The following is a 12,890-nucleotide window of genomic DNA, read 5'->3' on the forward strand; positions in this document are numbered from 1 at the left end:
ATAGTTTGGTAGTCGGATACCTACTATTTTACCGATAAATGAGGGAGGGGCAAGTGTTTTTTGTCTTTTCCTTGATAGAACAACGGTTATAGACCTTTAAGAACAAAAAAATTTGACAGTAACAATTAAATTCCAGGAGGTAAATATATGCTTATAGCCAGAAATTCATCTACACAGCTGATCATGGCTTCTAAAGCTGATAAAAGAGGATATTATATTTGTCCAGGTTGTGAGAGTCCAGTCATTCTAAAAAAAGGAACAAGGATGACTGCTCACTTTGCCCATGTAAATAAAAATAGCTGTTCATCTTTTTCAGAAGGGGAGACTGAGGAACATCTGAAAGGGAAAACTTCGCTGTACGAAGCTTTTAAACAAGAGAACGTCAAGGTAGAAATAGAGGCTCAGCTTCCTGATATAAATCAGAGACCAGATGTGCTGGTAATTTATAAGGAAGAGGAATATGCAATCGAGTTTCAGTGCAGCCCAATAACAGTATCAGATATAGTCAGGAGGACTCGGGGGTATCATAACTCAGGAAGAAAAGTTATATGGATTGCAGGAAATAAACTGACGAATACTCACAGGCTGACCTCTCTGCAGCGTGCCATGATCTTTGACATTAAGCCTGGAGTGTTTGGCTTTTTCAATTATGATGTAAGTGACGGGCAGATTCGCTGCTACAGAAAGTTAGACCCGCCTGTCTATGAAACAGTACCTTCTGTACTGTCAGTTTTAACGAAATATGAATCGACTACCTGGTGTTCAAAAATTTCACCTGGAAACGTTAATAATATAAAAGACAAAGCTCTGGCTTACCTTAACTGGAAAAGACAAATCAGAGATAAAAGACATCGGGCATTCTTTCAGCTTATATATGAAAGTCAGACCAGTCTAGAATTATTACCTTTAGTTATATTCACTCGACTCGAAACAGACTGGCTGATCAGTACTCCTGCAGTGGAATGGAAGTTGAGGATCTACCAGCTGGTGAGGAGCAAGTCCAGTTTTACTGTCATTACAGAACGTCACTTGAGAGAGACAGTTGAAAGATGGCTCGAAACGCGTCTAATCGTCTATTTCTCAGTCCCTAACATCCTTTCAGATACAGTCATGTTACCAATTTTATCTTTTCTCGATCAGATGACAGAAAGTGGATTGCTCGTTAAGATTCAAAAAAACAAATGGCGACAACGGAGCTGATGAATTAAAGGAATTTAAGATCGGAAGTTATGACAAACTTGCATAAATTGATTATTCTAATCAAATATAAATTATGTTATCATTAAATTATTCTTAAATTATCAGGAGGGAAATGCATGTCAGAGGTCAAATCACTACCTTTAAGAGAAGAAGTACCTAAGGAATTAACATGGGATCTGTCAGTAATATTTGAAAATGATGAGAAATGGGAAGAGGATTTTAAGTCAACTCAGGAAAAGATAGGTGAGATAAAAGAACTGCAGGGGACTCTCGAAGATGGAGCTGTACCATTTCTTGATGCTCTCCAGTCCATGCTTGACTTATCAAGAAAAGTCAGTTCTATCTATGTATATGCTCATTTGAAAAACGATCAGGATACTGCCAACAGCAAGTATCAGGCTATGAATGACAAGGCCAGGTACCTGATTGCGCAGACTCAAGAAGCATCATCCTGGTTCGAACCTGAAGTCATTGAACTGTCTGAAGAGACGCTTGACGGCTATTTCGAAGAAGAAGAGAAACTGAAAGTGTATAAGCATTATGTTGATCAGATGACTGCTAACAAAGCGCACGTTCTATCTTCTGAAATGGAAGCGTTACTTGCAGGTGCAAGTGAGGTACTGAACTCATCTACACAGACATTCAGTGTGCTGAACAATGCAGATCTTCAGTTTCCAAAGGTTACAAACGATCAAGGAGAAGATGTTCAGCTGTCTCATGGTATGTTTGGAGAATTGATGGAAAGTACTGATCGACATGTCAGAAAAGAAGCATTTGAGAAAATGTACAGTGTCTATTCAAGCTTCAAGAATACTTTCGCCAGCACTTTGGCATCTACAGTCAAGCATCATAACTATCAAGCAAAAGTTCACAATTATTCTTCTGCAAGAGAAAACGCCTTATCTAACAATCATATTCCGGAAGCAGTTCATGATACACTGATCGATGTTGTAAATGACCATCTTCCCCTGCTTCACAGATACATGGCGCTTCGTAAGAAGGTGCTTAAACTGGATGACCTTCACATGTATGATCTCTATACGCCTATAACTGGTGAAGCAAGCCTAAAATATAACTATGATGAAGCGAAAGACAAAACATATGAAGGGCTGGAAGTTCTGGGCGCAGAGTATAAAGGTGTCCTTGACAAAGCCTTTAATGACAGCTGGATAGATGTAGTCGAGAATAAAGGGAAACGAAGCGGTGCGTATTCATCTGGAGCTTATGATACAAATCCGTACATCCTTTTAAACTGGCATGATTCTCTGAACCATTTATATACACTGGTTCATGAGTTGGGTCACAGTGCACACAGTTACTTTACGCGGAATAATCAGCCTCATGTATATGGGAACTACTCAATTTTTCTTGCGGAGATTGCATCTACCACGAATGAGAACTTGCTGACGGATCATCTGTTGAAAACGACAGAAGACCCTAAAGCTCGAGCTTATGTACTCAGCCATTACCTTGACGGGTTTAAAGGGACGGTCTTCCGTCAGACCCAGTTTGCAGAATTTGAACATTTCATGCATGAAGAAGCTTCTAAAGGAGTTCCTCTGACAGCAGATTTTCTTAGCGAGAACTACCGTGCAATCAACAGCAAATATTATGGCGAAGCAGTTGAAAAAGATGACGAAATACAGTATGAATGGGCACGTATCCCACATTTCTACTACAATTATTACGTATACCAGTATTCAACTGGTTTCTGTGCGGCAACTGCATTAGCGGACAAACTGCTCAACAACGAAGAGGGCGCTCTCGATAAATATCTGACTTATCTTAAAGCCGGCAGTTCAGACTTCCCGATAGAGGTAATGAAAAAAGCTGGAGTAGATATGACTGATAGTGACTATCTGTTAAGAGCCATGAAAGTATTCGAAGACAGACTGAATGAACTGGAAAAAGCTCTTGAAGCAATAGAAGGATAAAGCAGGAGCATAAGAATATAGACTAATGATTTGAACAGACTGAGCTTAAAAGCATGAGACTGCAGGAAACGACCTGTAATCTCTTCAATCAGTAAAAAGGACCTCCTTTACGAAAAGGGGGTCCTTTGTGTATTTATCAACTTTCAGAAATTAAACGGTCTGATAAAGAGAAAAAGAAAGATGAGTCACTGCCTGGTCGTTTTTTTCTGCCTGGTCATTGCACAAGCCGTGAAGCAGCTGTTTCGTTATAGAAGAATCGATACGGTAACCAGAAGTAGTATCTTTAGACGAATACACTACACACGAAGGAGATTCAGTCACTCCCATTTCAAGCGCGAGTTTCTGGTCTTTATTGAATGCTGTTCTTGAAAGCTCCGATTCCAGATCTTCTTCAAACATCTCGATATCCAAATTCAATGCTTCAGCAATTTGTAGCATCAGCTCTCTTGTTACGGCACTACCATCTTTGATGACAGACTGCTGTAGTTTCATAAGGAATTTTCTACCTTTTTTTCTGCCCTGCATTGAAGCGGCCTGAAATGCCAGGCTGGCATTGTAGGAATCAGTATAGAGATGATTACGACTGGAAAGAGAAGAGTCATAATTTCCCTTTACCAGATTACCGATAGAGCGGATATTTAGAATGGGAACAAAACGTACTTTAACTTTTTCGTCTCGTTCAGCAGAGAAAGCTTCAACAAGTTTTTCGGATTCATAGCACGTCCTTCCTAATGGATTAACGAACAAGAATACTTCAATAATATTGTTTAAAAACATAATTAACACTCACCTAGTTTATAGTTTAGTTTATCAGTTGAAATTCTTCGATTAATTATCTTGGGCTAAAATTAAATAGCTCATTACAATATATAGACTAACAAACAAACTAGTTTATTAATAATAATCTGCATGAATTTTGACTGAAAATCTAAATGAATGTAACAAATCCGTCACAAATGATTTAATACCGTTTTTTTCCGGCGTTAAAGGCACGTGATATTTTATTTTCGGTTTTCCTTTTAGGAATGTCATAATGATCAAGTATAGACTTGAACACCTTGAGCCCAGTTTCTTCTGAAGCGGCTTCCACTTCAAGTTCATAGTCTACTTGTCCACTGTATGTGCTTTTATCCAGTACCACAAATGTATCATCCCTCATTGTCTCAAGGCGTGCTGTGTGCAGCTCTGCCAGTTTGATGACGGAACGATTAAGAATAGGTTCTTCAACTTCGAGTATTTCTATGACTGGTTCTGGTATCTGAAAAGCTCCTTGGATGGTCATCAGATGAGCATCATCGAGTGACAGAGGAAGGTTAAGTTCTTTGTGATGCCCCTCGAAGGGTGTCTTGAGTGTCAGTTCGGCGTCGTCTTCTTTAAGCCTTAATCTAAGTGCACAGCCTCTGTTCTTCAGCTCCAATGACGGCGTGTCGAAATAAACATTACGCTGAGAGAACTCGGTAAACTTATCCTGCCTGAAATCAGTGTAAAGCTGTTCGTATTCCTGTCTGGTTAATATGTTTTTAAATTCTATTTCCATTTCCTGTTCCATTGTGTATTTCCTTTCCGATAAAGATCAGTCAATTATTTTATTCAAAAAGATTATGGTACAATAGTAACAAGAAACTACACTAAAAAAAAGCAAAGAAGGTAGAGGATATGGATAGAGATTGGGAACTTTTCCTGCTTCCTTACAAGCAAACAGTAGATGAACTGAAAGTAAAGCTTCGCGGACTGAGAAACATGTACCTGTTGAAAAAAGAACATGGGCCTATCGAATTCGTTACGGGCAGAGTGAAACCGATCAATAGTATCCTTATCAAATCAAGGACCCGTAAAATTTCTCTGGATAAACTGGAAACGGATATGGAAGATCTGGCAGGAATAAGAATCATGTGTCCGTTTGTAGAAGATATTTATGATGTAGTTGAGATGCTAAAAAGTAGAAATGATTTAAATGTGGTATACGAAAAAGACTATGTAACCCATAAGAAAGAAAGTGGGTACCGTTCTTATCACCTTATCTGCGAGTACCCTGTTCAACTGATCGACGAGGTGAAAGTGGTACTGGTTGAGATACAGATCAGAACGCTGGCAATGAATTTCTGGGCATCTATCGAGCATTCTCTGAATTATAAATACGCTGGTGAGTACCCTACAGAAATAAATGATCGCCTGCAGAAGGCTGCAGAGTCCGCTTTTCAGCTGGACGAGGAGATGTCCACGATACGAGACGAAATTAAGGATATACAGGCAAGTTATCGATTTAAAAAAGACTGAGTAAAAGGGATGGTTGAACAGTGAGGATAGCGGTGGTCCACAATTATACGGAAGAATCATTAAAAGTGAGTACCAGACTAAAAAAATTATTGACAGATTCTTCTTTTACTATAGGGAAACAGAATCCGCAAATCGTTATTTCGGTAGGGGGTGATGGTACCTTGTTGTCAGCCTTCCACAGATATGCCCATATGCTGGATCAGGTCAGATTCATCGGTGTACATACTGGCCATCTGGGCTTTTATACGGATTGGCGGGAGTATAACATTGAAGCACTTGTGGAGAGTCTGGAAAACGATACAGGTGAATTCATTCAGTATCCCTTGCTGGATGTTGAAGTTGTCTACAAGAATAAAAACGAAACTAAACATTTCCTGGCCTTGAATGAATCGACGATTAAAAGAGTGGATGGGACATTGGTCTGCGATGTATACATCAAGGAAGAACATTTTGAACGGTTCAGAGGAGATGGCCTATGTATTTCCACCCCGACCGGTTCGACTGGGTACAATAAGTCTGTGGGGGGAGCGGTGCTGCATCCCAGACTTGAAGCACTGCAGTTAACAGAAATGGCATCACTGAATAATCGTGTATTCCGTACACTTAGTTCTCCAATGATTATAGCACCGGACGAGTGGATCAAAATCAGGCCGATCGATACAGATGATTTCACTTTAACTATAGATCAGCTGGTATCCAATGAAGGAAATGTCGATTATCTGGGGTTCCGTATAGCCAGTGAACGCATACGCTTTGCCCAGTATCAGCATACCCATTTCTGGGACAGAGTAGAAGACGCTTTTTTAGGAGCAAAGAAAAATAATGGAAATTAAGTGGACAGTTGAAGAAAATGAAGAGGAAAATGTGCTGCTGAAGACGTTTTTGAAAAAGCGGCAGATATCCAAACGAGTCTTGACGAAAGTGAAGTACCGGGGGGGAAGTCTCAAAGTAAACGGACACCATGTGAGAGTCCGTGAAGAGTTAAATCATGGAGATGTTGTATCCATGACGATTCCCCAGGAAATGGGAAGTGTAAACCTGTCTTCTTCCAGTACATCTGTAGATGTGCTGTATGAAGATGACCATTATCTCTTTATCAACAAACCCAGTGGGGTCGCTTCAGTACCTTCATCCGTTCATCCTGTAAATACAATTGCCAACCGTGTCAAAGGTTACATCGAGCAGAACGATTATTACCATCAGACGGTGCATATTGTCAGCCGGCTCGACCGGGACACATCGGGTGTTATGATCTTTGCCAAACATACACTTGCACACTCGTTCATGGATCGTCTCTTGAAGGAGAAAGAAATCTATAAAGAATATGTCGCATATGTAAAAGGAAACCTGCAGAAAGACCATGGCCTTATCGATCAGCCGATCGGTAGAGAAGAAGGGTCTATCATCAAAAGAAGAGTGGATAAAGCCGGAAAACCTTCCGTGACAGAATATTGGACAACTGACAGGTTCCTGGAAGCAACCAGAGTGAAAGTTCAGCTGCACACGGGTCGGACACACCAGATCAGAGTCCATTTTGCGCATTTGAATCACGCGTTACTGGGAGATACCCTCTACGGAGATGAAGAGACCCGTATAATTGACAGACAAGCTCTCCATTGCTCTTGTATCAGGTTTACTCATCCCTTTACTCACCAAAAAGTCATCGTTCAGGCTGAACTTCCAGAAGATATGACCAACCTTGAACATAAATTAAAAGATAGACTGGATGTTTAAATCCGGTCTATCTTCTTTTGCATGAAGTGATGAGGGATACCGGCATCCAGAAAGCCATCTCCTTCAACTGTATAATCAGCTTTTTCATAGAACGGGATGGCATGATCCTGTGAATCCAGAATAAGCCTTGATCCGTTAAGTTCCTTTACAGCAAACCGCTCAATCTCCTGGAGGAGTTTCAGTCCTAGTCCTGTACCTCGATAGTCTTTTTGAACAGCTACGCGCTGGATTTTAATATCCCCGTTGTCTTTCTTAAGTAGTCTTGCCGTGCAGGCAGGCTTATCTTGAACATATCCCACCAGGTGAAGGGTCTGATCTTCCAGATCGTCGATTTCGAGTGATTCATCGACATTCTGTTCTTCAACGAATACTGTTTTTCTTATTGCAAGAGCATCTGCATATGTCGTGCTTAAAAGATCGGTTGTTTTCCTGAATTCCATCCGTGATCATCTCCTTTAAAATTACTATCAACTATATCAATTCTTAATAATTTCGTCAATCTAACTTAAACTCCCCTTTCAATATAAAGTTGGGTAACATATAATAAAAGAGAAAGTTTAAATGAAAGAGGAGAAGACTGTGATAGATTGGAAAAAGTCCAAGTTAATGTTCTGGACGATATGGTTACTGGCTGTATCAGTACTCATTTTCGTTCTTCAGCAGATCGATTTTATTTTGAATCCTCTGGTCGGTATCCTGACGGCATTATTCATGCCTTTATTGATCGCAGGATTTTTATATTACCTACTCAATCCGGTCGTCAAGCTCTTGGAACGGATCAAGGTTAAACGTGTCTTCGGCATTGCGATTGTCATGATTCTTCTGTTAGGCTTAATGCTCCTTACAGTTCTGCTCGGTATGCCGATGCTGATTGATCAGGCGACGAACCTAGTGTCAGGCATACCTGTCTTTATCAGTGAACTCGAGACATATTCACTGAGCCTTGCTGAGGAACCGTGGATGCAGCAGGTGGACATTCAGGCGGCATTAAACAACCTGGAACTATGGCTGAGAGATATCAGCTCCCAGTTTCTGTCCGGTTTTGTGGCTAGTGTCGGTGGAGCAATTCAGATGTTTACAGAAATTGCATTTATATCCATTACTGTTCCAGTGATTTTGTTCTATATGCTTTATGATGGGGAAAAATTTCTACCATTTGCTGTAAATCTGACTCCAGTAAAATTCAAGGAAAATGTGAAAGAGATGATTATCCAGACAGATGCTACGATATCTAGTTATATCTCTGGGAAGGGAATGGCATCATTTCTTGTAGGGCTGCTGCTATTCATACTTTACTCTATCGTTCGCATGCCTTCAGCTTTTCTGCTGTCAGTATTCGCTGCGATCACTAATTTCATCCCGTATGTCGGGCCCTTCATTGGTGCAGGTCCTGCGGTGATTGTTGGACTGATTGAATCACCCGGCAGGGCTGTTCTTGCTGCAGTTTTCGTTCTTATAGTCCAGCAGCTGGACAGCAACCTATTTACACCATTGCTGGTCGGAAAATCTTTGTCCATTCACCCCCTTACTGTCATCCTGGTCCTGCTGGCATCAGCTAATATTGCCGGTCTGATAGGTATGTTTATCGGGGTTCCGTTATTTGCAATTATCAAGACTATTGCTATATATACAATAAGAATGGTCAAGCAGCACAATCTGGCTAAGATGCCAATAGAAAAATAATACTAATAGATTGAGGAAGTTTAAGCGTGATAAATGAAAAAGAATTAAAAAAAGAAGTAAGTAGAAGACGGACATTTGCCATTATTTCTCACCCGGATGCGGGGAAAACAACTATAACTGAACAGCTGCTCATGTTTGGGGGAGCGATCCGTCAAGCCGGAACCGTAAAAGCCAAGAAAAGTGGGAAGTTCGCAAAATCTGACTGGATGGAAATCGAGAAGCAGAGAGGGATTTCTGTAACAAGTTCTGTCATGCAGTTTGAATATCAGAATAAACGCATCAATATCCTCGACACTCCTGGACACGAAGATTTCTCGGAAGACACATACCGCACTTTGATGGCTGTGGATGCTGCTGTCATGGTCGTTGACAGTGCAAAAGGAATTGAGGAACAGACTAAGAAACTGTTTAAGGTCTGTCGTATGCGAGGCATTCCAATTTTTACATTTATGAATAAACTTGATAGAGATGGAAGGGAACCTCTTGAGCTCATAGAAGAACTTGAGGAAGTACTTGAAATCGATGCCTATCCAATGAACTGGCCGATCGGCTCAGGTAAGACTCTTCTGGGTTTATACGATCTTTATCATAACCGGATCGAAGCCTTCAGACCAGAAGAACTGAACAACGGTGAACGGTTCATCTCTTTGAATGAAGAAGGTGAAATCGAAGGTGAGCATGCACTGAAAAATGAAAGCTTGTATCATCAAGTACTTGAAGAGGCTCTTCTCCTGAAAGAAGCTGGAAATGATTTTTCAAGAGAAGCAATCAGCCAAGGAGAACTGACTCCAGTTTTCTTCGGCTCAGCTTTGACGAACTTTGGCGTGCAGACTTTTCTTGAAACATTTCTGGATTTTGCTCCGGAACCTGGTGAACAGGAAACAGAAGAAGATGAGATCGTAGAACCGGAGGATACTGAATTTTCAGGATTCGTATTTAAAATACAGGCTAATATGGATCCTAAACACCGTGACCGTATCGCATTTTTACGTATCTGTTCAGGTAAGTTTGAACGGGGTATAGATGTTACACTATCCAGAGAAGATAAGAAAATTCGTCTGTCAAACTCAACTCAGTTCATGGCTGAAAGCAGAGAAACAGTCTCTGAAGCCGTGGCAGGGGATATTATCGGACTTTATGACACGGGTAATTTTCAAATTGGAGATACAATCTATTCTGGTAAAAACAAAGTGACCTTTAAAGAGCTGCCACAGTTTACACCTGAATTATTTATGAAAGTCGAACCGAAAAATGTAATGAAACAAAAATCCTTCCACAAAGGTATCAACCAGCTGGTTCAGGAAGGGGCAATCCAGCTGTACAAATCATTCCATACTGAGACTTATATTATTGGAGCAGTGGGACAGCTGCAATTTGAGGTTTTCCTGCATCGTATGAGAAATGAATATAACTCAGAAGTGATTATGACTTCAATCGGAAATCGCATAGCGAGATGGATAGACCGTGAACAGCTCGACGAGAATATGGGATCCAGCAGAAACATGCTGGTAAGAGACAGATTTGATAACCCACTCTTCCTTTTCGAAAACGAATTTGCCATGAGATGGTTCAGTGACAAGTATCCAGATGTAACGCTGACTTCCTTACTATAAGAAAAAAAGCCACCCAGTTCGGGTGGCTTTTTTCACTCAGTGTTGTCTGATTCTTCAGAATCATTTTCGGAAGGGGATGGTTGTGTGCTGTTTTCTCTGCGGATCTGAATATTACCTTCGTCATCTACCGTTGCGATGATGTGACCAGGTTCTGGATGGTTCAGATAAAATTCTGCAATTTTATCCTCGATCTGCTCTTCGATCACACGACGTAACGGTCGTGCACCCATTTTAGGGTCATATCCAAGATCGACTAGTTTCTCTTTTGCAGACTGGTCTACAGTGAGTGTGATGTCATGCTCGCGAAGAGCGTCATTGACATCTTCCAGCATCAACTCGATAATTTCCAGAAGATTTTCTTTGGATAGTGGATGGAACTCGATGATGCCGTCGAATCGGTTAAGAAATTCAGGTTTAAAGTAGTCACCCAGGTGGTTCAGGATCGAATGCTGATCGCCGTTCATCTGGGCCCCGAACCCAACGCTTGATTCGACATTTGTCGTACCAGCATTACTGGTCATGATGATAATTGTTTCTTTAAAGTTAACTGTACGTCCTTGAGCATCAGTCAGTCGCCCATCGTCAAGAATCTGCAGGAACATGTTAAGCACATCTGGGTGTGCTTTTTCGACTTCATCCACGAGGATAAGGCTGTAAGGGTTCCTTCTGACTTTTTCCGTCAGCTGACCCGCTTCTTCATAACCGACATAACCAGGAGGAGAGCCGATCAATTTGGATGTGCTGTGTTTTTCCATATACTCACTCATGTCTAAACGGATATAGGAATCTTTACTTCCAAACAGTTCAAGAGCCAGTGATTTGGCCAGTTCAGTCTTACCGACACCTGTAGGACCAACAAACATAAAGGAGCCGATCGGACGGTTTTTCTTTCTCAAGCCGATGCGATTTCTTCTGATAGCTTTTGCTACTTTTGTAACAGCTTCATCCTGTCCAACAACATGTTTTTTAAGAGATTTATCTAGATCTTTCAGCTGTTTCTGTTCTTTCTCTTTCATCTCACCAACTGGAATGCCAGTTTTGATTTCAATGATATTGATGATGTCCTGTTCTGTTACCTCAGGTAGATCAGATTCTGGCGTCTGCTGATCGATCATATCTTTGTATTTAGCTGACTGATCCCGGTAAAAAGCTGCCTTCTCGTAATCTTCCTGCTCAAGTGCTTCCTGTTTGAGCGTCTCAGCTTCCTTGATCTTTTCTTCCAGTGAAGCAGGATCAACTGTCTGAATAGTCAGATTTTTCTTGGATCCTGATTCATCAAGCAAGTCAATGGCTTTGTCCGGAAGGAATCGATCTTGTATATAGCGATGTGATAGCTCGACCGCGGCTTTGATCGCCTTGTCTGTATATCTTACGTGATGGTAATCTTCATATTGCTTCTGAATACCTTTCAGAATAGTCAGCGTTTCATCTAAAGACGGCTCATTGACTCGAACTGGCTGGAGACGGCGCTCAAGGGCCGGATCCTTCTCGATTTTGCGGTATTCATTCATTGTCGTTGCACCGATCATCTGAAGTTCGCCTCTAGCTAGTGCAGGTTTCAGTATATTTCCAGCATCCATACTGCTTCCTTCAGCTGAACCAGCACCGACAATCTCATGTACCTCATCAATGAAGAGAATGATATTATCATTTTCCTTCAGTTCGTTCATCAATTGCTGCATACGCTCTTCAAATTGACCTCTGATTCCCGTTCCTTGAACGAGAGAGACGACATCTAAACGGATAACCTCTTTATCTTGAAGTTTCTGAGGGACATCGCCTTCAGTGATTTTCAGAGCTAGTCCTTCGACGATAGCTGTTTTACCTACTCCAGCTTCTCCAGTCAGTACCGGGTTGTTTTTTGTACGTCTATTTAAAATTTCGATGACGCGTTCTATTTCCCTGTCGCGACCGATGACTGGATCGATTTTCCCTTCTCTTGCCATCTGTGTTAAATCGACGCCATACTCACTGAGAAGACCGCCTCGGGCCCCATTGCTAGGAGGCTGGTTATTTCCTCTGAAATGCTGAGGTTCAGAAGGAGGAGTCTGACCTTGATTCTGAGGGCCCATTCCTCTTGAAAGAGCTTTGAAAAAATCATCAAATTGATTGAAACCAAACGGATCACTCTGATTACCCTGGTTCATGCGCCCTTGTTGCTCCTGCTGTTTGATTTCCCTATAACATTTCTGACAAAGATCGATTTCTCGTTTCTGACCATTGATACTTGTAGTTAAGTGTATTGTTGCGTTACGTTCCATACAACGTTGACATATCATATTCAAGACCTTCCTTTCCGAGATGATAGTCTCATTATACTAATATACTCAAGTTTCGCACCCCTAAGAACTCCGTTCTATCCTTTACATTATAAGGATTATTTAGATTAATCAGCTTAAAGGTAAAGAAAAAGACAGCTCTCTTTGGTAAAATGTGAGTACCACTACCA

Annotated in this window: 11 protein-coding genes; 7 read left to right on the top strand and 4 right to left on the bottom strand. The window is 41.1% G+C overall.

What is annotated here, in order from left to right:
• The first annotated feature begins 147 nt into the window (after positions 1-147).
• Positions 148-1,200 (top strand): competence protein CoiA, encoded by a 1,053-nt coding sequence (locus tag ACYQ2O_RS07270; protein WP_346024627.1) that lies wholly within the window; start codon positions 148-150, stop codon positions 1,198-1,200.
• Between the two features lie 116 nt (positions 1,201-1,316).
• Positions 1,317-3,134: an oligoendopeptidase F gene (pepF, locus tag ACYQ2O_RS07275; RefSeq protein ID WP_346024626.1), complete on the top strand. Its 1,818-nt coding sequence runs from the start codon at positions 1,317-1,319 to the stop codon at positions 3,132-3,134.
• A 150-nt stretch (positions 3,135-3,284) separates the two neighbouring features.
• Here the strand turns inward: pepF and ACYQ2O_RS07280 are convergent, their stop codons facing one another.
• A complete protein-coding gene (locus ACYQ2O_RS07280; protein ID WP_346024625.1) occupies positions 3,285-3,911 on the bottom strand; it encodes a DsbA family protein in 627 nt (208 codons plus the stop codon).
• 184 nt (positions 3,912-4,095) lie between these two features.
• Positions 4,096-4,683, bottom strand: a complete 588-nt coding sequence (locus ACYQ2O_RS07285; protein WP_346024624.1) for a CYTH domain-containing protein — start codon at positions 4,681-4,683, stop codon at positions 4,096-4,098.
• A 107-nt stretch (positions 4,684-4,790) separates the two neighbouring features.
• Here ACYQ2O_RS07285 and ACYQ2O_RS07290 point away from each other — a divergent pair, with 107 nt between their 5' ends.
• From ACYQ2O_RS07290 to ACYQ2O_RS07300, 3 genes are read left to right on the top strand one after another with little or no spacing between them, the layout of a single operon-like run.
• The gene (locus tag ACYQ2O_RS07290; protein ID WP_346024623.1) at positions 4,791-5,411 is read left to right on the top strand and encodes a GTP pyrophosphokinase; all 621 of its coding nucleotides are present in this window, start codon (positions 4,791-4,793) and stop codon (positions 5,409-5,411) included.
• A gap of 20 nt (positions 5,412-5,431) precedes the next feature.
• Complete coding sequence (locus ACYQ2O_RS07295; RefSeq protein ID WP_346024622.1) at positions 5,432-6,244, top strand: NAD kinase; 813 nt, start codon at positions 5,432-5,434, stop codon at positions 6,242-6,244.
• A complete protein-coding gene (locus ACYQ2O_RS07300) occupies positions 6,234-7,145 on the top strand; it encodes an RluA family pseudouridine synthase (protein ID WP_346024621.1) in 912 nt (303 codons plus the stop codon). The genes ACYQ2O_RS07295 and ACYQ2O_RS07300 overlap by 11 nt, the downstream gene beginning before the upstream one ends.
• Here ACYQ2O_RS07300 and ACYQ2O_RS07305 read toward each other — a convergent pair.
• Positions 7,142-7,585, bottom strand: a complete 444-nt coding sequence (locus ACYQ2O_RS07305) for a GNAT family N-acetyltransferase (protein ID WP_346024620.1) — start codon at positions 7,583-7,585, stop codon at positions 7,142-7,144. The two genes, ACYQ2O_RS07300 and ACYQ2O_RS07305, sit on opposite strands and share 4 nt — an antisense overlap.
• Positions 7,586-7,724: 139 nt before the next feature.
• On the opposite strand from ACYQ2O_RS07305, the gene ACYQ2O_RS07310 reads away from it, so the two are divergent.
• Positions 7,725-8,828, top strand: coding sequence for an AI-2E family transporter (locus ACYQ2O_RS07310; protein ID WP_346024619.1), 1,104 nt, complete (start codon positions 7,725-7,727; stop codon positions 8,826-8,828).
• A 29-nt stretch (positions 8,829-8,857) separates the two neighbouring features.
• Positions 8,858-10,441: a peptide chain release factor 3 gene (locus ACYQ2O_RS07315; protein WP_346024628.1), complete on the top strand. Its 1,584-nt coding sequence runs from the start codon at positions 8,858-8,860 to the stop codon at positions 10,439-10,441.
• Between the two features lie 32 nt (positions 10,442-10,473).
• Here the strand turns inward: ACYQ2O_RS07315 and ACYQ2O_RS07320 are convergent, their stop codons facing one another.
• Positions 10,474-12,720 carry an ATP-dependent Clp protease ATP-binding subunit gene (locus ACYQ2O_RS07320; RefSeq protein WP_346024618.1) on the bottom strand — a complete coding sequence of 749 codons (2,247 nt, stop codon included), beginning with the start codon at positions 12,718-12,720 and terminating at the stop codon, positions 10,474-10,476.
• Positions 12,721-12,890: the final 170 nt, after the last annotated feature.

The sequence above is a fragment of the Alkalibacterium sp. m-11 genome (genome assembly GCF_054658155.1).

Coding starts and splice junctions, on each gene's coding strand:
- ACYQ2O_RS07270 (WP_346024627.1), top strand. CDS start 148: ATGCTTATAGCCAGAAATTCATCTACACAGCTGATCATGGCTTCTAAA.
- pepF (WP_346024626.1), top strand. CDS start 1,317: ATGTCAGAGGTCAAATCACTACCTTTAAGAGAAGAAGTACCTAAGGAA.
- ACYQ2O_RS07280 (WP_346024625.1), bottom strand. CDS start 3,911: ATGTTTTTAAACAATATTATTGAAGTATTCTTGTTCGTTAATCCATTA.
- ACYQ2O_RS07285 (WP_346024624.1), bottom strand. CDS start 4,683: ATGGAACAGGAAATGGAAATAGAATTTAAAAACATATTAACCAGACAG.
- ACYQ2O_RS07290 (WP_346024623.1), top strand. CDS start 4,791: ATGGATAGAGATTGGGAACTTTTCCTGCTTCCTTACAAGCAAACAGTA.
- ACYQ2O_RS07300 (WP_346024621.1), top strand. CDS start 6,234: ATGGAAATTAAGTGGACAGTTGAAGAAAATGAAGAGGAAAATGTGCTG.
- ACYQ2O_RS07305 (WP_346024620.1), bottom strand. CDS start 7,585: ATGGAATTCAGGAAAACAACCGATCTTTTAAGCACGACATATGCAGAT.
- ACYQ2O_RS07320 (WP_346024618.1), bottom strand. CDS start 12,720: ATGATATGTCAACGTTGTATGGAACGTAACGCAACAATACACTTAACT.